Here is a 22,005-nt window from a genome sequence, read left to right on the forward strand (position 1 = left end):
AGCGCTACGCTTAAAAGCATTGTTGCCAATGGAGTGTGCTGATGCTGGTTCCAGGAAAACCTGCGAATGAAACGGCGCGCGTTCAAGCGCTGCACGGTCTTGAACTGCTCGATTCCGCCCCTGAAGAGCGTTTCGATCGACTGACACGGTTGGCAAAACGCTTGTTCAATGTGCCGATTGCACTGGTGACGCTGGTCGACACCAATCGGCAGTGGTTCAAATCGTGTGTGGGGCTTGATGTCAGCGAGACGCCAAGGGATGTTTCATTCTGCGGCCATGCGATTCTTAACGACGGCCTGTTGTTGGTGCCGGACGCCCGCGAAGATGTGCGCTTCCATGACAACCCGCTGGTGACGGGCGCGCCGCACATTCGCTTCTACGCCGGTTACCCTTTGACCGTGCCCAACGGCAATAAAATGGGCACGCTGTGCCTGATCGACACCAAGCCCCGCGACCTCGACGCGGAAGAGCGCGCGTTGTTGCGGGATCTGGCGGAAATGGCCGAGCAAGAGCTGGCCGCTGTGCAGGTCGCGAGCATGGATGAATTGACGTTGCTGTCCAATCGCCGTGGTTTCAAGCAACTGGCGCAGCACGCGCTGGACGCCTGCGCGCGGATAAAGCGCCCGGCGACCTTGCTGTTTTTCGACCTTAATGACTTCAAACAGATCAACGATCTGTATGGGCATGCCGAGGGTGACAGTGCGCTGAAGACCTTTGCCGACGTGCTGCGCATCGCCTTTCGCGAGAGTGATGTGGTCGGGCGTTTGGGCGGGGATGAGTTTGTCGCGCTGCTGACCGGCTCCAGCCATATCGAAACCACGGCGATCATGGCGCGGCTCAAGGATATTCTCGAAGAGCGTAATGCCACGTTGCACCGGGGCTATGCGATTCGCTTCAGTGTCGGGCAGATCGAATACGACGCTGAGCGCCATGAGACCGTGGATCGGCTGCTGGCGGATGCTGATAGTGCGATGTATGTGCACAAGCAGGCCTTGAAGCGTTGTTGATTCGGGCCTCATCGCTGGCAAGCCAGCTCCCACAGAGATCTGCAGTGAACCGGGATTTTGTGAGCACCCGAGAAACCTGTGGGAGCTGGCTTGCCAGCGATGGCGTCCGCACATTCAACATCGTCATCGGCTGACCCACCGCCATCGCGAGCAGGCTCACTCCTACAATAGCGTCGGGTGTTCTCAAAGTCCCGGTTCACCACAAATCCATGTGGGAGCGAGCTTGCTCGCGAAGGCGTCCGGTCAGGCACATCTCTGTTGAATGTGCTGGCCTCTTCGTGAGCAAGCTCACTCCCACAGGTACCTTCGGTGTTCAGAAAATCCCGGTTCACCGTAGATCCGGTGGGCGCTAGCCTGCTAGCGAATGCGTCAGCCCGAACAATACAAATCTATTTGGCAAACAACTGCCCAATGTCCTTGAACGCCTTGAACTCCAGCGCATTGCCGCACGGGTCAAACAAAAACATCGTCGCCTGTTCCCCCACCAAACCCTGAAAGCGAATTCCCGGCTCAATCACAAATTTCGTTTCCAGTGACTGCAAGCGCTCGGCCAGCGCCTCCCATTCCTGCATATCCAACACCACGCCAAAATGCGGCACCGGCACGTCATGCCCATCGACGGCGTTGGTGTGCGCAGCTTCCTGCGAGGCGTTTTTCGGCGCCAGGTGAATCACCAGTTGATGACCAAAGAAATTGAAATCGACCCAGTGCTCACTGGAGCGACCTTCCTCCAGACCAAAGACCTCGCGGTAAAAGTGCCGTGCGGCCGCGAGGTCATACACCGGAATGGCCAGATGAAAAGGGCTGAGCTGCATAGTGGAATTCTCGATCAGGTTCGGTTGACTGAGTTTAGTGCTGTGAAATGTGATTGAAAGACGATAGTTTTTGTGTCGAGCTCAAATTATTTCGATCAATCGAGGTGTGCATGCTGCGCGAACTCAAAACCTTTCTCGCGGTGGCACGCCACGGCACGTTTGCGGCCGCGGGTTTGCATATTGGCCTGACGCAGTCGGCGGTCAGTGCGCAGATCCGCAACCTCGAAAACGCCTTGGGCATTCGCCTGTTCGATCGCACCGGTCGGCAGGCGACGCTCAATGCGGCGGGGCAGCGGGCGTTGCCGATGGCGCAGGAAATGCTCGCGATCTTCAGCCGCATGGCGGTGGACGACGCGGTCAGCGAGTTTCGCGGCGAGCTGAAAATCGGTGCAGTGGCCACCGCGCAAACCGGCCTGTTGCCGCAAGCCTTGTTGCGTTTGCGCCAGCAGGCACCGGGGCTGGAGCCAAAACTGGTGCCGGGCGTGTCGTTGAATCTGTTGAGTCAGGTCGATGCCGGTGAGGTGGATCTGGCGATCATGATCAAGCCACCGTTCGAGTTGCCCAAGGAGTTGTCGGCGCAGGTGATCCGGCGTGAGCCGTTTGTGTTGATCGTGCCGCCGCAGGTCGAGGGCGACGATCCGCTGCGGTTGCTCGCCGACCGGCCGCATGTGCGCTACGACCGCAATTCTTTCGGAGGGCGATTGGTGACGCGGTTTCTGCGGGAGCAGCGCATAGAGGTCAACGTAGCGCTGGAGCTGGATGAGCTGGAGGCGATCGTGAAAATGGTCGAGTCGGGGCTGGGCGTTTCGTTGTTGCCCAGGGCCGGACTGTGGCTGGAGCATCCGCTCAAGGTCAGGGTAATCGAGTTGGGTGAGCTGACGTTCTACCGCGAGATGGTCCTGCTGCAGCGCTATAGCCAGCGCAATCAGCCGATTCAAAAGCTGTTCGCCCAGTGCCTGGAATAACCCCCCAATCCTCCCCGTGGGAGCGGGAGCGCACAAAAAAGCCGGGGCTGCCGAGACACTGATTTGGCTCGTAAAGACTATGGCACTGTCATTTCTGACAGGTGTTTCGCGGCAGGGCGGCGTGTGACAGTAGCTCGCGCGTTTCGAACTGCTGCCTCAAGACTTTCAGATACGCCATTCGCGCAAAGCATTACAGGCAGCGTCTTTCTTAAAGGATGAACCACATGAACAGTCAAGATGGCGCTTCTTCTGTCAACAATGCCGGCGATCTCGATCCAACATTCGGCGTGGACGGTGTTGTAAACGTTCCCATTGCTTCAGGCACCCTCCGGTGCATGGTGGAGGATAACCAGGGCTCTATTGTCCATGGCCTGTGGGTCGGTAACGAAATGTGGTTTTACCGGATTTTCGCCAACGGCAGCCAGGATCTGCAGTTTGGCAGCGACGGGGTCACCCGGTGGGAGTTTGCGCCCGGCAAGCTATCGGTCCCCGTTCAGTTACTCCAACAGGCGGATGGAAAATATGTGGTGATCGGAGCGCTTCGCGACGATCGCTCTGATCAACGACCCAAAGTTGCCATTACCCGATTCAACAGCAATGGCACCCCGGATCTGGTCTTCGGTAACAAGATTCTGCCGTTGCCGGCACAAAACAATCTGTTCACCGAGTTCCCTTCGTACGGATGTTTACAGGCCGACGGGAAAATCCTGGTTGCGGCGTCGTATACCTTGATCGATGGACAAGACCAATTGGTGCTCAGGGGCAGCCGACTTTATCGACTTCAGGCCAATGGCGAGGCCGATCTGGAATTTGGCGGTGGGCGCGGCTTTGTCGAGGTGCTCATGAACGGGCAGAACACTGAAGTTAAAAGCGTGGTCGTGACCCGCGACGGGAAGATTGTTGTGGGCGGAACCACCGAGCGGGTGCGGGTGGGTTCATATGATCGAAAACAATCAGTCGCCCGGTTTTTGTCAAATGGTGCACTCGACGATACCTTTGGCAGGAACGGCTACTGGGAAGCCGATGGCGACAACGTGATGGGGCGTGTCATTTTTCTTGAAGACAAGCTCATTGTGGTGGGACATGAAGTTGTCAAGCCGAGCGGGTATCGGGTATGTGTCTCCAGGCTGACAGCCGATGGTGAATTTGATCCGACGTTCAATAACGGGATCAGACTGTTGACTGATGTGCCCATGGATGTTCCGGGCTATGTCCTCATATGCAATGCAGTTGCCTTGCAGGCGGATGGAAAAATCATTGCTGCCGGGTACGTCGGGTTCGCCGCACGTGCCTACTGGTTGCGGGTCCAGACCAATGGCCAGCTTGATCCGGACTTCGGAGATCAAGGCTTGCATGTGCATGAGCCTTCTAACCTGATGGGTGGGGTGCTGGTTCAAACCACTACGGGAAGAATCCTCGCCGCCATCGACTCTGCTGTTGCTCCCGCTCCGAGAATCCTCGGCATTCTTGCTTGAAGTTCTTTTGCTTCAACCCATAAAAAACCCGCCAGCAAATGGCGGGTTTTTATGGGACAGGCGAAGATTACTCTTCGATGTTGCCCATGGCGGTGGTGTTGAAGCCGCCGTCGACGTACATGATTTCACCGCTGATGCCCGACGCCAGGTCGGAGCACAGGAAGGCGCCGGCGTTGCCGACTTCTTCGATGGTGACGTTACGGCGCAGCGGGGTTTGCGCTTCGTTGGCGGCCAGCATCTTGCGGAAGTTCTTGATGCCCGAGGCTGCCAGAGTACGGATCGGGCCAGCCGATACGCAGTTGACGCGGGTGCCGTCCGGGCCCAGGGAGCCGGCCAGGTAACGTACGCCAGCTTCCAGCGAAGCCTTGGCCATGCCCATTACGTTGTAGTTCGGCATGGTGCGCTCGGCGCCCAGGTACGACAGGGTCAGCAGGCTGCCGTTGCGGCCTTTCATCATTTCGCGACCAGCTTTGGCCAGGGCCACGAAGCTGTAGGCGCTGATGTCGTGAGCGATGCGGAAACCTTCACGGGTGGTGGCTTCGGTGAAGTCGCCGTCCAGTTGGTCGCCCGGGGCGAAGCCGACGGAGTGCACGATGCAGTCCAGGCCGTCCCACTTCTTGCTCAGCTCTTCGAAGACCTTGGCGATTTCTTCATCGCTGGCCACGTCGCACGGGAAGCACAGCTCAGGGCTCGAACCCCAGCCCTGTGCGAATTCTTCAACACGACCTTTCAGTTTGTCGTTCTGATAAGTGAAGGCAAGCTCAGCGCCCTCGCGATGCATGGCGGCAGCGATGCCGGATGCGATGGACAGCTTGCTGGCGACACCGACGATCAGTACGCGCTTACCGGCGAGAAAACCCATGTGTTGCTCCTCTTTCAGGTTATTGCGCAGTGGCTGGTGCCAGAAAAGCGGCTTCCAGCAACTGCTGTGTATACGGATGTTGGGGGGCGGCAAAGATACTTTGCGCGTCTCCCTGTTCGACCACTTGGCCATGCTTGACCACCATCAACTGGTGGCTCAGCGCTTTGACGACAGCCAGGTCATGGCTGATGAACAAATACGTCAGGTTGTACTTGGCTTGCAGTGAACGCAACAGCTCCACCACTTGCCGCTGCACCGTCCGGTCGAGCGCCGACGTCGGCTCGTCCAGCAGGATCAGCGCCGGTTTCAGCACCAAAGCCCGGGCAATGGCGATTCGTTGCCGTTGCCCACCGGAAAATTCGTGGGGGTAGCGGTGCCGGGTTTCCGGATCCAGACCTACCTCCTTCAATGCCGCAATAATCGCCGCCTCTTGCTCCTCGGCGGTGCCCATCTTGTGAATCCGCAAGCCTTCGCCAACGATGTCGCTGACGCACATGCGCGGGCTCAGGCTGCCGAACGGGTCCTGAAACACCACCTGCATCTCCCGACGCAACGGGCGAACCTCGTTCTGCGTCAGGCAGTCTAGCTGCTTGCCTTCAAAGCGAATGGCGCCTTTGCTGCCGATCAGCCGCAAAATCGCCAGACCCAGGGTGGATTTGCCGGAACCGCTTTCCCCCACGATCCCCAGGGTCTGACCCTGAGGCAGGCTGAAATTGATGCCGTCCACTGCCTTGACGTAATCCACCGTGCGCTTGAGCAGGCCTTTCTTGATCGGGAACCAGACTTTCAGGTCCTCGACTTCAAGCAGCGGCGCGCCGATTTTATTGCTCGCCGGGCCTCCGCTGGGCTCCGCGCCGAGCAATTCCCGAGTGTACGGATGCTGCGGCGAACGGAACAGCTCTTCGCACGATGCCTGTTCGACGATGCAACCGCGCTGCATGACACATACGCGATGCGCAATTCTTCGCACCAGGTTCAAATCGTGACTGATCAGTAACAGCGACATGCCCAATCGGGCCTGTAATTCCTTGAGCAAATCGAGGATTTTCAGCTGAACGGTCACATCCAGGGCGGTGGTCGGCTCGTCGGCAATCAGCAGTTCTGGCTCGTTGGCCAGGGCCATGGCGATCATCACCCGCTGGCGCTGGCCGCCGGACAATTCGTGGGGCAGGGCCTTGAGGCGCTTGTGCGGCTCGGGGATGCCGACCATCTCCAGCAGCTCCAGGGTGCGCTGGGTCGCGACTTTGCCGGTCAGGCCCTTGTGGATGCCCAGCACCTCGTTGATCTGCTTCTCGATCGAGTGCAGCGGGTTCAGCGAGGTCATCGGCTCTTGAAAGATCATTGCGATGCGGTTGCCGCGAATGTGGCGAATGGTCTTTTCTTTCAGTGCCAGCAGATTCTGTCCGGCGTAATTGATGCTGCCGGCCGGGTGACGGGCGATCGGGTAGGGCAGCAGGCGCAGGATCGAGTGCGCCGTCACCGATTTGCCCGAGCCGGATTCACCGACCAGCGCCAGGGTTTCGCCGCGCTTGATGTCGAAGCTCACACCTTCGACCACGCGGTGGACGCGCTCGCCAAGGCCAAATTCGACGGCGAGGTCGCGCACTTCGATCAGATTGTCCTGATTCATTTCACTTCCTCGGGTCGAAGGCATCGCGAGCGGACTCGCCGATAAACACCAGCAAACTCAACATCAACGCCAGCACGGCAAATGCGCTCATGCCCAGCCACGGCGCTTGCAGGTTGGATTTACCCTGGGCCACCAGCTCACCCAGCGACGGACTGCCGGCCGGCAAGCCGAAACCGAGGAAGTCCAACGCGGTGAGGGTGCCAATGGCGCCGGTGAGGATGAACGGCATGAAGGTCATGGTCGAGACCATCGCGTTGGGCAGGATGTGGCGGAACATGATCGCGCCGTTCTGCATGCCCAGCGCCCGCGCGGCGCGCACGTATTCAAGGTTACGGCCACGGAGGAACTCGGCGCGCACCACGTCAACCAGGCTCATCCACGAGAACAGCAGCATGATCCCCAGCAGCCACCAGAAATTCGGCTGGACGAAACTGGCGAGAATGATCAGCAGGTACAGCACCGGCAACCCCGACCAGATCTCCAGAAAACGCTGCCCGGCCAAGTCGACCCAGCCGCCATAGAAGCCCTGCAGCGCGCCGGCAATCACGCCAATGATCGAACTCAACACGGTTAACGTCAGCGCGAACAGCACCGAGATGCGGAAGCCGTAGATCACCCGCGCCAGCACATCGCGGCCCTGGTCGTCGGTGCCCAGCAGGTTGTCCGCCGAGGGCGGGGCCGGGGCCGGGACTTTCAGGTCGTAATTGATGCTCTGGTAGCTGTAGGGGATAGGCGCCCACAACACCCACGCATCCTTGGCCTTGAGCAGTTCGCGGATGTACGGGCTCTTGTAGTTGGCCTCCAGCGGAAACTCGCCGCCGAAAGTGGTTTCCGGGTAGCGCTTGATCGCCGGGAAGTACCAATTGTTGTCGTAATGCACCACCAACGGTTTGTCGTTGGCGATCAGCTCGGCGCCGAGGCTCAGGCCGAACAGGATCAGGAACAGCCACAGCGACCACCAGCCACGCTTGTTGGCCTTGAACAGTTCGAACCGGCGGCGGTTGAGAGGGGACAGGTTCATCTCAATGCTCCCGGCTTTCGAAGTCGATGCGCGGATCGACCAAGGTGTAGGTGAGGTCGCCGATCAGTTTCACCACCAACCCGAGCAGGGTGAAGATGAACAGGGTGCCGAACACCACCGGGTAATCGCGGTTGATCGCTGCTTCAAAGCTCATCAGGCCGAGACCGTCGAGGGAGAAAATCACTTCCACCAGCAACGAGCCTGTGAAGAAGATGCCGATGAACGCCGACGGGAAACCGGCAATCACCAGCAGCATGGCGTTGCGGAAAACGTGGCCGTAGAGCACGCGATTGCGCGTCAGGCCCTTGGCCTTGGCGGTGACCACGTATTGTTTGTTGATCTCGTCGAGAAAGCTGTTTTTGGTCAGCAGGGTCATGGTTGCGAAGTTACCGATCACCAGCGCCGTCACCGGCAGCGCCAGGTGCCAGAAGTAATCGAGGATCTTGCCGCCGAAGCTCAGTTCATCGAAGTTGTTTGAGGTCAGGCCCCTTAGCGGGAACCAGTCGAGATAACTGCCGCCGGCAAACACCACGATCAGCAGGATCGCAAAGAGAAACGCCGGGATCGCATAGCCGACGATGATTGCCGAACTGGTCCACACATCGAAATGGCTGCCGTGCCGCGTGGCCTTGGCGATCCCCAGCGGGATCGACACCAGGTACATGATCAGCGTGCTCCACAGCCCCAGCGAGATCGACACCGGCAGCTTTTCCTTGATCAGGTCGATGACCTTGGCGTCGCGGAAAAAGCTGTCGCCGAAATCCAGCTGCGCGTAGTTCTTGACCATGATCCACAGGCGTTCCGGGGCCGATTTGTCGAACCCGTACATGTGCTCGATTTCCTTGATCAGCGCCGGGTCCAGACCCTGTGCGCCGCGATAGGACGAGCCAGCCACCGACACCTCGGCACCGCCGCCGGCAATGCGGCTGGTGGCGCCCTCGAAGCCCTCGAGTTTGGCGATCATCTGTTCTACCGGGCCGCCGGGCGCGGCCTGGATGATCACGAAGTTGATCAGCAGGATGCCGAACAGGGTCGGGATGATCAGCAGCAGTCGCCGAAAAATATACGCCAGCATCTGATTACTCCGTGCCCACAGGGTCGGCTTGCAGTTTGGTTTCGACTTCTATGGCGGGTTTCGCGTCAGGCTTGACCCACCAGGTGTTAATGCCGATGTCGTACTTGGGCGAGACTTTCGGGTGGCCGATGTGGTTCCAGTAGGCCACGCGCCAGGTCTTGATGTGCCAGTTGGGGACCACGTAGTAACCCCATTGCAATACCCGGTCCAGTGCACGGGCATGAGCCACCAGGCTGCTGCGTGAATCGGCGTTGATCAGGGTCTCCACCAATTGATCGACGATCGGGTCTTTCAGGCCCATGGTGTTGCGGCTGCTCGGTTTGTCGGCGGCGGCGCTCATCCAGAATTCGCGCTGCTCGTTACCCGGCGAGTTGGACTGCGGGAAACTGCCAACCACCATGTCGAAGTCCCGCGAACGCACGCGGTTGATGTACTGCGAGACGTCCACGCGACGGATCACCAGGTCGATGCCGAGGTCAGCGAGGTTGCGCTTGAACGGCAGCAGCACCCGTTCGAATTCGGTCTGCGCGAGGAGGAACTCGATGACCACGGGTTTGCCGTTGGCGTCGACCATTTTGTCATCGACGATCTTCCAGCCAGCCTCTTGCAGCAATTGATAGGCCTCACGCTGCTGAGCGCGGATCATGCCGCTGGCATCGGTCTTCGGGTTCTCGAAGGCCTCACTGAACACTTGCGCCGGGAGTTTGCTGCGGAACGGCTCGAGGATCGCCCGTTGCTCGGCGTCAGGCAGGCCAGTGGCAGCCATTTCCGAGTTCTCGAAATAGCTGCGGGTGCGGAAGTAGGCGCCGTTGAACAGTTGTTTGTTGGTCCATTCGAAGTCGAACAGCAGGCCGAGCGCCTGACGCACCCGCACATCCTGAAACACCGGGCGGCGCAGGTTGAAGACAAAGCCCTGCATGCCGGTCGGATTGCTGTTGGCGATCTGTTCCTTGATCAAGCGACCTTCGGTGACCGCCGGGATGTTGTAGGCGTTGGCCCAGTTTTTTGCGGTCATTTCCAGCCAGTAATCGAATTGCCCGGCCTTCAGCGCTTCGAGGGCAACGGTGTTGTCGCGGTAGTAATCGGTGGTCATCGTGTCGAAATTGTAGAAACCACGGTTGACCGGCAAGTCCTTGCCCCAGTAATCCTTGACCCGCTCATAGCGCACCGAGCGCCCGGCCTTCACTTCGGCGACCTTGTACGGGCCGCTGCCCAGCGGGATTTCCAGGTTGCCCTTGGTGAAGTCACGACTGGCCCACCAGTGTTTCGGCAGCACCGGCAACTGGCCGAGAATCAGCGGCAACTCGCGGTTGTTGGTGTGCTTGAACTTGAACAGCACTTTCAGCGGATCTTCGGCGATCACTTCGGAAACGTCGCTGTAGTAGCCGCGAAACAGCGGTGAACCTTCCTTGGTCAGCGTGTTGAAGCTGAACACTACGTCCTCGGCACGTACCGGGTGGCCGTCGTGGAAGCGCGCTTCGGGGCGCAGGTAGAAGCGCACCCAGCTGTTGTCCGGAGCCTTTTCGATCTTGCTGGCGATCAGGCCGTATTCGGTGAACGGCTCATCGAGGCTGTGCTTGGTCAGGGTGTCGTAGATCTGCCCGACGTCGTCGGCCGGCACCCCTTTGCTGATGAACGGGTTGAGGCTGTCGAAGCCGCCGAAACCGGCCTGACGGAAGATGCCACCCTTGGGCGCGTCGGGGTTCACGTAATCGAAATGCTTGAAATCGGCCGGGTATTTCGGCGGCTCGTTGTACAGGGTCACAGCGTGTTGCGGGGCGGCACAAGCCAGCCCGGCGAACAGCAGACCGCTGGCCTGCACGAGCAGGGCGCGGAACGGTTTCATTGATCTTTCTCCGAAGACTTCAGCCACCACGCGCTCAGGCCCAGGGTGTAGGGCGGCGTGGTGACAAAGGCCAACCGGTTGCGGTAGGCCAGACGGTGATAATTGAGGTACCAGTTGGGAATGCTGTAGTGCTGCCACAGCAGCACGCGGTCCAGCGCCTTGCCGGCGGCGACCTGTTCGTCGCGGGTGCGTGCGGCGAGCAATTGCTCGAGCAGGTGATCGACCACCGGATTGGCGATACCCGCGTAATTCTTGCTGCCCTTGACCCCGACCTGACTGGAATGGAAGTACTGCCATTGCTCCAGACCCGGGCTGAGCGTCTGGTTGAGCGTCATCAGAATCATGTCGAAATCGAACTGATCCAGACGTTGTTTGTACTGGGCGCGATCCACCGTGCGCAGGCGCGCATCAATGCCGATGCTGTTGAGGTTCTCGATGTACGGCTGCAGGATGCGCTCAAGGTTCGGGTTGACCAGCAGCAGTTCGAAGCTCAGTGGCTGGCCATTGGCGTTTTGCAAGCGCTGACCGTTGAGCTTCCAGCCGGCCTCGGCGAGCAGGGTCAGGGCCTGGCGCATGGTCTCCCGGGGGATGCCGCGGCCATCGGTCTGCGGCAGGCTGAATGGTTCGGTGAACAGCCGGGCCGGGAGTTGCTCCTTGTACGGCTTGAGCATCAACCATTCATGGCCGACCGGCAGCCCCGTCGCGGAAAACTCGCTGTTGGGGTAGTAGCTGGTCGTGCGCTTGTAGGCGTCGCTGAACAGCGCGCGGTTGGTCCACTCGAAGTCGAACATCAGGCCCAGCGCCTCACGCACCTTGACGTCGGCAAACGTCGGACGCCGGGTGTTCATGAACAGGCCCTGGCTCGGGGTCGGGATCTGATGCGGGATCTGCGCCTTGATAACATCGCCACGGCGCATGGCCGGGAAGTTGTAGCCGTTGGCCCAGTTCTTCGCCTGGTGCTCGATATAGATGTCGAACTCGCCGGCCTTGAACGCTTCGAAGGCGACGTCGCTGTCGCGGTAGAACTCGACTTCCATGCGATCGAAGTTGTACTTGCCGCGATTGACCGGCAAATCCTTGCCCCAGTAGTCCTTGACCCGTTCGAAGATCAACTGCCGCCCCGGTGTGACGGACGTGATGCGGTATGGCCCGCTGCCCAGCGGCGGCTCGAAGGTGGTGGCCTTGAAGTCGCGGTCTTTCCAGTAATGCTGCGGCAGCACCGGCAGTTCGCCGAGACGCAGGATCAACAACGGATTACCGGAGCGCTTGAGCACGAAACGGATGCGCTGCTTGTTGAGGATGTCGACGCGCAACACTTCCTGCAACGCCGTTCGGTACAGCGGATGACCTTCCTTGAGCAGCAGACGGTAGGAGAACGCCACGTCGTAGGCGGTGATCGGCGTGCCATCGTGAAAACGTGCTTCGGGGCGCAGATTGAACACCACCCAGCTGCGATCTTCGCTGTACTCCACCGATTGCGCGATCAAGCCGTAACTGGATGCGGGTTCGTCACCGGACGGCGAATACTGGCCGGTGCCGACCATCAGCGGCTCGTTCAGCTCGTTGATGCCGTACTGCAGGAAATTCGGCGTGGTGACCGGGCTGGTGCCCTTGAACGTGTAGGGATTGACCGTATCGAAGGTGCCGAATGCCATCACCCGCAACGTACCGCCCTTGGGCGCTTGCGGGTTGACCCAGTCGAAGTGGGTAAATCTGGCCGGGTACTTGAGCGTGCCGAACTGCGCATAACCGTGACTTTCGGTAATCGTCGCGCTTGCGGTTGAGCTCAAGGCCAGGCTGATCAGGAGCAGGAGGAGGGGACGCTTCAAGTCAGATCCGATCCAGGCGGCTTGGGCTTAGTGGGCCGTACAGTAACAGCTTGTCTGGACAGGAAAAAGATGCGGGTTAATGCGGGGTTAATCGTTTGCGCGAAGAGCCCCTCACCCTAACCCTCTCCCGGAGGGAGAGGGGACTGATCGTGGTGTCTGGGCGAATTGCACCGACGTGCGATACCGAGTCGAACTCAAGTTCTCAAAAGCCCCTCACCCTGACCCTCTCCCGGAGGGAGAGGGGACTGATCGTGGTGTTTGGACGAATTACACCGACGTGCTGCACCGAGTCGAACTCAAGTTCTCAAAAGCCCCTCACCCTGACCCTCTCCCGGGGGGAGAGGGGACTGACTGTGGTGTCTGGGCGAATTGCATCGAGGTGCGATACCGAGTCGAACTCGGATTTTGAACAGCACGGAGATCGGCTCCCTTTCCCCCTCGCCCCCTTGGGGGAGAGGGCTGGGGTGAGGGGGATCGTTCTAAAGCACACCACAAAAACCTGATCCAAAAAAAAGCCCCTGAAAACTCAGGGGCTCTTCTGTCAGTGCGGCTGATAAACCGTGAGCATCTGCCCCGGCTTCAACGCTTTACCCGCACCCGGATTCCAGCGCTTGAGATGCTGCATCTCAACGTTGAAGCGCTTGGCCACGACGTACAGCGTGTCGCCGCGCTTGACCTTGTACTGGGTCTGCTGCGCGCTGTCGTCCTTGCCTTTGCTCTTGCTGTTGGCCGCAATCACGGTATTGACGCGCCCCGACTTGCGAGCCGGCGTGCGCTTGGTGGTGTCTTGCATCACCAGCGTCTGGCCGACCTTGAGGTTCTTGCCGGTCAGCTTGTTCCAGCGCTGCAGATCCTTGACTTCAACCTTGTTGGCCTTGGCGATGGAGCCGAGGTTGTCGCCACGCTTCACGCGATAGGCACGCTTGAGCTGTGCCACTTCCGACGGATCGGCGCCTTCGAACACCGGTTTCAGCGAGCGAGGGCTGATCAGCTCTTCCGGCCGCATGGTCTGCAGGCTGGCGGTCAGCAGTTGCGCCTTCGATGTCGGCACCAGCAGGTGCTGAGGGCCGTCGATGGTGGTGCGCTGCTTGAAGGCCGGGTTGAGCTGGAACAGTTCGTCTTCGTCGATGTTGGCCACTGCCGCGACCTTCGACAGATCCATGCGCTGGTTGATTTCGACGACCTGGAAATACGGCTCGTTGGCGATCGGGTTGAGGTTCACCCCGTAGGCTTCCGGCGCCAGCACCACTTGCGACAGCGCCAGCAGTTTCGGCACGTAGGCCTGGGTTTCCGCCGGCAACGAAGACAGGTTCCAGTAGTCGGTCGGCAGGCCTAGCTTCTCGTTCCGCTCAATGGCGCGGCTGACGGTGCCTTCACCGGCGTTGTAGGCGGCCAGGGCCAGCAGCCAGTCACCGTTGAACATGTCGTGCAGGCGGGTCAGGTAATCCATCGCTGCGGTGGTCGAGGCGGTGATGTCGCGACGGCCATCATAAAAGCGGGTCTGGCGCAGGTTGTAGTAGCGGCCCGTGGACGGGATGAACTGCCACAGCCCCGACGCGTCGGAGCGGGAGTAGGCCATCGGGTTGTAGGCGCTCTCGATCACTGGCAGCAGGGCCAGCTCCAGCGGCATGTTGCGCTCTTCGAGACGCTCGACGATGTAATGAATATAGAGACTGCCGCGTTCGCCGGCATTCTCGAGGAAGGAGGGATTGCTGGCGAACCACAGGCGCTGCTGCTCGATGCGCGGGTTCACGGCCAGGCCTTCTTGCAGCTGGAAACCGCCGCGCATACGCTCCCAGATGTCCTGGGGCACCTGCGGGCTGGGCTTTTCACTCAGCCAGATGGGCTTCTGCTTGGCTCGCGCAGCAATGTTCGGCGTATGGGTCGCTTCAGTCTGCGGAGCATGGCTGGAACAGCCCGCCAGCGTGGCGGACACAGCCACCGCGATGGCTTGCGCCAGGCGGGTCAATGCGTCTGAATTGACGGACTTACGTATGGATGACGACATTGGCTGGAAGTAAGTTCCGGGCAAAAATGTCGGGCGATTCTAGAAAGCGCACCCCCTGCGGTCAACCATTCAGAATTTTTGTACCAGCTGGTGAGTCACTTAGAATTTATCTTTCCAGGCTCGCAGCGCAGCAAATACCTCACTCGGCGCCCGGTTTTGAGCGCCTGCCCGTTCGTCCACTTTTTGTGTAACTAATGTTTCAGTGGTCCGCAAAAACGGGTTGGTGAGCTTTTCCAGGGCCAGGGTCGAGGGCAGGGTCATAACCCCGTTTTGCCGTTGCTGGCTGACTTTTTCCAGACGAGCGGCGATGTCCGGGTTGGTCGGCTCCACCGCAGCCGCAAACTTGAGATTGCTCAGGGTGTATTCATGGGTGCAGTAGACCAGCGTATCTTCGGGCAACGCGGCGAGACGGCTCAGGGAATGGTGCATCTGCTCCGGCGTGCCTTCGAACAAGCGGCCACAACCGGCGGCAAACAAGGTGTCGCCGCAAAACAGCAGACCATGGTGGTAATAGGCAATGTGTCCCAAGGTGTGACCGGGCACCGCATAGACCGCGAAGTCCCAGCCGAGCACACTGACGCTGTCGTTGTCCTTGAGCGCCACGTCGCGCGCCGGGATGTTTTCGCTGGCCGGCCCATAGACCGTGGCGCCACTCGCCTGCTTGAGGCGCTCGACGCCGCCGACGTGGTCATGATGGTGGTGGGTGATCAGAATGTCGCTCAACACCCAGCCCGGATGGGCGTCGAGCCACGCCAGCACCGGCGCGGCGTCGCCCGGGTCGACCACCGCACAGCGTTGGGAGCGGTGATCCTGTAACAACCAGATGTAGTTGTCGGTGAACGCGGGCAGGGCACTGATCTGTATCATTGTCGGAATTCGCCAAGCGGAAAACATTGGCGCATCTTAGTAGTTCCTGGCGCGTTGGAGAATGACATGACCGATAAAGCGTTCGCTCAGGCCGATCCGGACTGGCTGGCATTGATCAGCGCCGCACGTGAATGGCTGTCGGGGCCGCTCGGGCAATTTCTGCTCGACGAAGAGCGGCGCATGCTTGAAGACGAGCTGGGTCGCTTCTTCGGTGGTTATCTGGTGCATTACGGCCCGTCCGCGCAAACCCCGCCCTCGGCACCGCAGGTTCAGCGCAACGTGCGCCTTGGCGCGCCGCTGCCCGGGGTCGAGATCGTCTGCGAAGAACAGGCCTGGCCGCTGAGCGAGCATGCCGCCGACGTGGTGGTGATGCAGCACGGCCTCGATTTCTGTCTGTCGCCCCACGGCCTGTTGCGCGAAGCCGCGAGCAGCGTGCGCCCCGGCGGGCATTTGCTGATCGTCGGCATCAACCCCTGGAGCACCTGGGGATTGCGGCATGTCTTCGCCCATGACGCCTTGCGTCAGGCCCGTTGCATCTCGCCGTCGCGAGTGGCCGACTGGCTCAATCTGCTGGGCTTTGCGCTGGAGAAACGCCGCTTCGGGTGCTATCGTCCGCCGCTCGCGTCAGCCAAGTGGCAGGCCCGTCTGGCCGGCTGGGAACGCAAGGCCGGTGACTGGCAACTGTCGGGCGGCGGTTTCTATTTATTGGTGGCACGCAAGATTGTGGTCGGCCTGCGACCGGTGCGTCAGGAACGTCGCGAGCCGATGGGCAAGCTGATTCCGCTGCCGATGGCCAAGGTCAACCGCCGCCGTATCGAACCGTAAACCTTCTTTTTATAAGTGGCCGGACATGCTCCGGCTGCGGCTATCGTCGATCCGCGATTGACGAGGCAGGCATTTATTCTGGATAGACTGGCATGAGCGAAAGCGTCGATAGCGTAGAACTGTTCACCGACGGCGCCTGCAAGGGTAACCCCGGTCCGGGCGGCTGGGGCGCCTTGCTGGTGTGCAAGGGCGTCGAAAAGGAACTGTGGGGCGGCGAGGCCAATACCACCAACAACCGCATGGAACTGCTCGGCGCCATCCGTGGCCTCGAAGCCTTGAAGCGGCCCTGCGAAGTGTTGCTGGTGACCGACTCGCAGTACGTGATGAAAGGCATCAACGAGTGGATGGCCAATTGGAAGAAGCGCGGCTGGAAGACAGCGGCGAAAGAACCGGTGAAAAATGCTGATCTGTGGAAAGAACTCGACGAGCAGGTCAATCGCCACAAGGTCACCTGGAAGTGGGTGCGCGGGCACATCGGGCATCACGGCAACGAGCGGGCTGACCAGTTGGCCAACCGTGGCGTGGATGAAGTGCGCGGCTACAAGCAAAGCTGATTTCGCTTCTGAACCGTGGTGCGGCCATTCGCGAGCAAGCTCGCTCCCACAGGGAAATGCATTCCAGATCTGATGCCCCTTCCCTGAATTGGAATGCATTCCAATGTGGGAGCGAGCTTGCTCGCGAAGGGCGCGCCACGGTCTGACTGAAACACCCCGCCGAGCGTGTTAACATCCGCTTTTTTGCACGATTGACCCCGTTGAGAATTGAACACTGATGGCCACCAGATCCGTTGTACTCGATACCGAAACCACCGGCATGCCGGTGACCGATGGTCACCGGATCATTGAAATCGGCTGTGTCGAACTGATCGGTCGGCGCCTCACGGGCCGGCACTTTCACGTCTATCTGCAACCGGATCGCGAGAGTGACGAAGGCGCGATCGGCGTTCACGGCATCACCAACGAATTCCTCGTCGGCAAACCGCGTTTCGCCGAGGTGGCCGACGAGTTTTTCGAGTTCATCAACGGCGCGCAGCTGATCATCCATAACGCGGCGTTCGACGTTGGCTTCATCAACAACGAATTCGCCTTGATGGGCCAGCACGATCGCGCTGACATCACCCGGCACTGCTCGATCCTCGACACCCTGATGATGGCCCGGGAACGTCACCCGGGGCAGCGCAACAGCCTCGATGCGTTGTGCAAACGTTATGGCGTCGACAACTCCGGCCGTGAACTGCACGGCGCCTTGCTCGACTCGGAGATTCTCGCCGACGTCTACCTGACCATGACCGGTGGCCAGACCAGTCTGTCGCTGGCCGGTAACGCTTCCGACGGCAATGGCACAGGAGAGGGTGCGGACAACTCCGCCACCGAGATCCGGCGTCTGCCGGCCGATCGCCAGCCCGCGCGGATCATTCGGGCGACGGAAGAAGAGCTGGCGGCGCATATGGCGCGGCTGGAGATCATTGCCAAATCCGCCGGTGGTCCGGCATTGTGGACGCAGATCGCCGAGGCTGACGCGCAGGCTTGACCTGTCCCTGTGGTGAGGGAGCAAGCTCTCTCGCCACAAAAGCCAGGTCAGGTGTCATGAAGCCAACTGGCCACCCTCGCCACTTTCGCTGCAACCCTCTACCCTGAGTGCATTGGCAGACATTGATCCGCCGCCTCGGGACACTGAGCCTCATGTACAAAGATTTGAAGTTTCCGGTGTTGATCGTCCACCGCGACATCAAGGCCGACACGGTCGCCGGTGACCGTATCCGTGGCATCGCCCGCGAGTTGGAGCAGGAAGGTTTCAATATCGTTTCGGCCACCGATTACACCGAAGGGCGGTTGGTGGCTTCGACCCATCATGGTCTGGCGTGCATGCTGATCGCTGCCGAAGACGCCAGCACGAACTCCCATTTATTGCAGAACATGGCCGAACTGATCGGCCTGGCGCGGGTGCGCGCACCGGATCTGCCGATCTTTGCCCTGGGCGAACAGGTCACCCTGGAAAACGCCCCGGCCGATGCCATGGCCGAGCTCAATCAACTGCGCGGCATCCTGTATCTGTTCGAAGACACCGTACCGTTCCTCGCCCGGCAAGTGGCGCGGGCGGCGCGCAAGTACCTGGATGGTTTGCTGCCGCCATTTTTCAAGGCGCTGGTGCAGCACACAGCCGACTCCAATTATTCCTGGCACACCCCAGGCCACGGCGGCGGTGTGGCGTATCACAAGAGTCCGGTGGGGCAGGCGTTTCATCAGTTCTTCGGGGAAAATACCCTGCGTTCGGATTTGTCGGTGTCCGTACCGGAGCTCGGTTCGCTGCTCGACCACACGGGCCCCCTCGCTGAAGCGGAAGCCCGCGCGGCGCGCAACTTCGGCGCCGACCACACCTTTTTCGTGATCAATGGCACCTCGACCGCCAACAAGATTGTCTGGCACTCGATGGTCGGTCGCGACGACCTCGTACTGGTTGATCGCAACTGTCACAAATCGGTGCTGCACGCGATCATTATGACCGGCGCAATCCCGCTGTACCTGTGTCCGGAGCGCAATGAACTGGGGATCATCGGCCCGATTCCGCTGAGTGAATTCAGCCGCGAATCGATTCAGGCCAAGATCGAGGCCAGCCCGTTGACCAAGGGGCGTGAGCCGAAAGTCAAACTGGCGGTGGTCACCAACTCAACCTACGACGGCTTGTGCTACAACGCCGAGCTGATCAAGCAGAACCTGGGCAACAGCGTCGAAGTGCTGCATTTCGACGAAGCCTGGTACGCCTACGCGGCGTTTCACGAGTTCTTCGCCGGTCGCTACGGCATGGCCACCTCGCGCAGCGAAACCAGCCCGCTGGTGTTCACCACCCATTCCACGCACAAACTGCTCGCCGCGTTCAGTCAGGCTTCGATGATTCACGTGCAGGACGGCGGGGCGCGGCAACTGGACCGTGATCGTTTCAACGAAGCGTTCATGATGCACATCTCGACCTCGCCGCAGTACAGCATCATTGCTTCGCTGGACGTGGCATCGGCGATGATGGAAGGCCCGGCCGGGCGCTCGCTGTTGCAGGAAACCTTCGACGAAGCCCTGAGCTTCCGCCGGGCGTTGGCTAATCTGCGGCAGCACATTGCCGCCGATGACTGGTGGTTCTCGATCTGGCAACCGCCGGGGGTCGAAGGTATCGACCGCGTGCAGACCGAAGACTGGCTGTTGCAGCCGGAGGCCGAATGGCACGGGTTTGGTGAAGTCAGTGACGACTACGTGCTGCTCGACCCCATCAAAGTCACCCTGGTGATGCCGGGGTTGAACGCCGGCGGCGCGTTGAGCGAGAAGGGCATCCCGGCGGCGGTGGTCAGTAAGTTCCTCTGGGAGCGGGGGCTGGTGGTGGAAAAGACCGGTCTGTATTCGTTTCTGGTGCTGTTCTCGATGGGCATCACCAAAGGCAAATGGAGCACGCTGCTTACTGAACTGCTGGAATTCAAGCGCAGTTACGATGCCAACGTCCGTCTCGAAACCTGCCTGCCGTGCGTTGCGCAACAAGACAGCACGCGATATCGCGGCATGGGTCTGCGCGATCTGTGCGATCAATTGCATGCCTGCTATCGCAGCAATGCCACGGCCAGACACCTTAAACGCATGTACACGGTACTGCCGGAAATCGCCATGAAACCGGCCCACGCCTATGATCATCTGGTGCGTGGCGAAGTCGAAGCGGTGCCGATAGATGAGCTGGAGGGGCGGATCGCGGCGGTGATGCTGGTGCCGTATCCGCCGGGTATTCCGTTGATCATGCCCGGCGAGCGCTTCACCGAAGCCACCCGCTCGATCATCGACTACCTGAAGTTTGCCCGCACGTTCGATAGCAGCTTTCCCGGTTTTGTCGCTGATGTGCATGGACTGCAACATGAAGATGAAGGCAATGGGCGGTTCTACACCGTCGATTGCGTCAAGGAATGAGGACTTTCCCGAGTATGCAACCGGTCATGAATCCGAAATACCCAGGGCTGTCGGTGCGGGTCGCCGATGAGGGCTTTGCGCCTTATATCTGGGGCAGCGACTTCAGTTTTGAGGTGGTTGCGTATGGGGCCGCGGTGGTCGGCGCACCGGTCGAGCAGTGGCAGGTGACGCCGATCGTGCCGTACCGCAAGTGCTACGGCATCGATCCGGAGGAGTTCAGCGCCTTTCACAATGCGCCCGACAGCGCGATCTTCATGGCGTATCTGGATGACGAGCCGGTCGGTCATCTGGTGATCAGTACCAACTGGAACGGCTTCGCCCATATCGACGAGCTGGCGGTGCACGCCCCGGCCCGTCGGCACGGTGTGGCCAAGGCGTTGCTGGATGTCGCGCAGTTCTGGAGCCGCAAAAAGAAGCTGCCGGGGATCATGCTGGAAACCCAGAACAACAACCTCGGCGCCTGTCGGCTGTATGAGCGTTGCGGTTATGTGATTGGCGGTATCGACCATTTACGTTATCGCGGCATCGATCCGAACACCGCCGAAGTGGCGTTGTTCTGGTATCGATTGTTCGATAATCCGCTGGAGCGTCCGCTCAGCTCGACAGCATCGCCTCGGCTTGTTCCGTGACGATTGTCAGCAGGGTCTGAATCGCAGAAGGCGTGGCCGCGTGTTTGCAGGTCAGCGCGTACAGGCTGATCGGCACTGCCGGTGACAACGGGCACACGTCCAGCCCGCCGGCCCTTGCGCCAAGGGCGGTGAACGGGTCGACGATGGCCAGCCCTTCGCCGGCCTCGACCATGCTGCGCATCATCTGGTGGGTTTGCACCCGGGTCTGGATGCTCGGCACAGGCCGCAGGGCCTGGAGCTTGTTTTCCAGTGCCGGGCTCAGCGGGTCGTGGCCTTCGAGGCCGACCATCGCCTGACCGGCGAGGTCCTGCAGGGAAATGTACTTTTGCTTCGGTTGCAGCCAGCCGTGGGGAGCGAGCAATTGCAGCTTGCCGTGGGCCAGTGGCCGGGCGTGGATGTCGGGGTGTTCGGGGTCGTGCAGGCTCAGGCCCAGATCGCTTTCGCGCAGCAACAGGCTGCGGACGATGTCGCGGGTTGATGCGCCAAGCAAGGTGCACGGTGCGTCAGGCAGGCGCCGGCGCAGGGCGGCAAGGCTTTGTGGCAGTAATTGTTGCGCCAGCGGCGGAGTGCCGATGATGCGCAGGGGCGGGGCGAGGTATTGCTTGAGGCTGCTGGCCAGACGCTGCACTGGCTCCAGCGCTTCATAGACGTGGGCGATTTCCACCTGCAATGCCCGGGCTTCGGGCGTTGCCTGCAGGCGTCCGCGCACGCTGGCGAACAGCATGAACCCCAACTCACTCTCGGCTTCACGCAAGCGCGCTTCAACGTCGGTCAGCGGCAATTGCAGCCATTCGGCGGCCGTGCCCAGGTGACCGGTCTGCAAGAGCGCCTGAATCACTTCGATATGACGTAAACGCATGCGTGAAGTCCATGTTCAGCAGGTGGGGTCAGAGGCTGAATCCTACCCCAACTCTGCGCATATGACTTCTGCTCATAACGAGGTGTTATTGAGCGACGGTTGGCTCGGGTTCGCGGATCAGGGTGATGTCCGACTGAACCAGCAAAAACTCATTGTCACTGAGCTTTTTGACGCGATCGCCAATCGCCAGTTTGTAGGTGGTGACAGGCTCCATGCCGGTGAGACCGTCTGCCGACGGGGTGGATTCCTGGAACTCATGCACGGAATAAACGCGGCCTTCCGCATCTCTTGCATGGAACTGACCGACGAGTACTGCTGCCATCTGCTTAGAACCTCTGGAGATAAAACGCTTGA

At 60.2% G+C, this 22,005-nt stretch carries 19 protein-coding genes; 8 read left to right on the top strand and 11 right to left on the bottom strand.

What is annotated here, in order from left to right; all coding sequences use genetic code 11:
* Positions 1-41 precede the first annotated feature (41 nt).
* Positions 42-1,007, top strand: coding sequence for a sensor domain-containing diguanylate cyclase (locus K5Y35_RS19555; protein WP_222832664.1), 966 nt, complete (start codon positions 42-44; stop codon positions 1,005-1,007).
* A 389-nt stretch (positions 1,008-1,396) separates the two neighbouring features.
* Here the strand turns inward: K5Y35_RS19555 and K5Y35_RS19560 are convergent, their stop codons facing one another.
* The gene (locus K5Y35_RS19560; RefSeq protein WP_222832665.1) at positions 1,397-1,822 is read right to left on the bottom strand and encodes a VOC family protein; all 426 of its coding nucleotides are present in this window, start codon (positions 1,820-1,822) and stop codon (positions 1,397-1,399) included.
* Positions 1,823-1,932: 110 nt separating this feature from the next.
* Between K5Y35_RS19560 and K5Y35_RS19565 the strand changes: the two genes are divergently transcribed.
* Together K5Y35_RS19565 and K5Y35_RS19570 are read left to right on the top strand one after the other, a co-directional pair.
* A complete protein-coding gene (locus K5Y35_RS19565) occupies positions 1,933-2,787 on the top strand; it encodes a LysR family transcriptional regulator (RefSeq protein WP_222832666.1) in 855 nt (284 codons plus the stop codon).
* 224 nt (positions 2,788-3,011) lie between these two features.
* The gene (locus K5Y35_RS19570; RefSeq protein ID WP_222832667.1) at positions 3,012-4,262 is read left to right on the top strand and encodes a hypothetical protein; all 1,251 of its coding nucleotides are present in this window, start codon (positions 3,012-3,014) and stop codon (positions 4,260-4,262) included.
* A gap of 67 nt (positions 4,263-4,329) precedes the next feature.
* On the opposite strand, the gene fabI is transcribed toward K5Y35_RS19570, so the two are convergent.
* The 8 genes from fabI to gloB all read right to left on the bottom strand — a co-directional run bounded on the left by fabI (position 4,330) and on the right by gloB (position 15,400).
* On the bottom strand, positions 4,330-5,124 hold the full coding sequence (gene fabI / locus K5Y35_RS19575; RefSeq protein WP_003202751.1) for an enoyl-ACP reductase FabI: 795 nt from the start codon (positions 5,122-5,124) through the stop codon (positions 4,330-4,332).
* A 19-nt stretch (positions 5,125-5,143) separates the two neighbouring features.
* A complete protein-coding gene (locus K5Y35_RS19580; protein ID WP_123462784.1) occupies positions 5,144-6,754 on the bottom strand; it encodes an ABC transporter ATP-binding protein in 1,611 nt (536 codons plus the stop codon).
* A gap of 1 nt (position 6,755) precedes the next feature.
* Entirely contained in the window at positions 6,756-7,775 is a 1,020-nt protein-coding gene (locus tag K5Y35_RS19585; protein WP_064587187.1) for an ABC transporter permease, read from the bottom strand.
* Position 7,776: 1 nt separating this feature from the next.
* Positions 7,777-8,850 (bottom strand): microcin C ABC transporter permease YejB, encoded by a 1,074-nt coding sequence (locus K5Y35_RS19590; protein ID WP_123462786.1) that lies wholly within the window; start codon positions 8,848-8,850, stop codon positions 7,777-7,779.
* Positions 8,851-8,854: 4 nt separating this feature from the next.
* Positions 8,855-10,696, bottom strand: coding sequence for an extracellular solute-binding protein (locus K5Y35_RS19595; protein ID WP_222832668.1), 1,842 nt, complete (start codon positions 10,694-10,696; stop codon positions 8,855-8,857).
* Positions 10,693-12,525, bottom strand: coding sequence for an extracellular solute-binding protein (locus tag K5Y35_RS19600; RefSeq protein WP_222832669.1), 1,833 nt, complete (start codon positions 12,523-12,525; stop codon positions 10,693-10,695). The genes K5Y35_RS19595 and K5Y35_RS19600 overlap by 4 nt, the downstream gene beginning before the upstream one ends.
* A 541-nt stretch (positions 12,526-13,066) precedes the next feature.
* Positions 13,067-14,533 carry a transglycosylase SLT domain-containing protein gene (locus tag K5Y35_RS19605; RefSeq protein ID WP_222832670.1) on the bottom strand — a complete coding sequence of 489 codons (1,467 nt, stop codon included), beginning with the start codon at positions 14,531-14,533 and terminating at the stop codon, positions 13,067-13,069.
* A gap of 99 nt (positions 14,534-14,632) precedes the next feature.
* Positions 14,633-15,400, bottom strand: a complete 768-nt coding sequence (gloB, locus tag K5Y35_RS19610) for a hydroxyacylglutathione hydrolase (RefSeq protein ID WP_222832671.1) — start codon at positions 15,398-15,400, stop codon at positions 14,633-14,635.
* Positions 15,401-15,466: 66 nt separating this feature from the next.
* On the opposite strand from gloB, the gene K5Y35_RS19615 reads away from it, so the two are divergent.
* The 5 genes from K5Y35_RS19615 (at position 15,467) to K5Y35_RS19635 (ending at position 20,792) form a co-directional block, all read left to right on the top strand.
* The gene (locus K5Y35_RS19615) at positions 15,467-16,225 is read left to right on the top strand and encodes a class I SAM-dependent methyltransferase (protein WP_123462795.1); all 759 of its coding nucleotides are present in this window, start codon (positions 15,467-15,469) and stop codon (positions 16,223-16,225) included.
* Positions 16,226-16,317: 92 nt separating this feature from the next.
* Positions 16,318-16,779 carry a ribonuclease HI gene (gene rnhA, locus K5Y35_RS19620; RefSeq protein ID WP_003224162.1) on the top strand — a complete coding sequence of 154 codons (462 nt, stop codon included), beginning with the start codon at positions 16,318-16,320 and terminating at the stop codon, positions 16,777-16,779.
* Positions 16,780-16,996: 217 nt separating this feature from the next.
* A complete protein-coding gene (dnaQ, locus tag K5Y35_RS19625; RefSeq protein ID WP_123462797.1) occupies positions 16,997-17,755 on the top strand; it encodes a DNA polymerase III subunit epsilon in 759 nt (252 codons plus the stop codon).
* 152 nt (positions 17,756-17,907) lie between these two features.
* On the top strand, positions 17,908-20,163 hold the full coding sequence (locus K5Y35_RS19630; RefSeq protein ID WP_123462799.1) for an Orn/Lys/Arg decarboxylase N-terminal domain-containing protein: 2,256 nt from the start codon (positions 17,908-17,910) through the stop codon (positions 20,161-20,163).
* Positions 20,164-20,177: 14 nt separating this feature from the next.
* Positions 20,178-20,792, top strand: a complete 615-nt coding sequence (locus K5Y35_RS19635) for a GNAT family N-acetyltransferase (protein WP_123462801.1) — start codon at positions 20,178-20,180, stop codon at positions 20,790-20,792.
* Here K5Y35_RS19635 and K5Y35_RS19640 read toward each other — a convergent pair.
* Together K5Y35_RS19640 and K5Y35_RS19645 are read right to left on the bottom strand one after the other, a co-directional pair.
* The gene (locus K5Y35_RS19640) at positions 20,758-21,651 is read right to left on the bottom strand and encodes a LysR substrate-binding domain-containing protein (RefSeq protein ID WP_222832672.1); all 894 of its coding nucleotides are present in this window, start codon (positions 21,649-21,651) and stop codon (positions 20,758-20,760) included. The two genes, K5Y35_RS19635 and K5Y35_RS19640, sit on opposite strands and share 35 nt — an antisense overlap.
* A gap of 85 nt (positions 21,652-21,736) precedes the next feature.
* Positions 21,737-21,973: a hypothetical protein gene (locus tag K5Y35_RS19645; RefSeq protein ID WP_064587205.1), complete on the bottom strand. Its 237-nt coding sequence runs from the start codon at positions 21,971-21,973 to the stop codon at positions 21,737-21,739.
* Between the last annotated feature and the right edge of the window lie 32 nt (positions 21,974-22,005).

Source organism: Pseudomonas sp. SC3(2021), assembly GCF_019856535.1.
Taxonomy (GTDB): domain Bacteria; phylum Pseudomonadota; class Gammaproteobacteria; order Pseudomonadales; family Pseudomonadaceae; genus Aquipseudomonas; species Aquipseudomonas monsensis.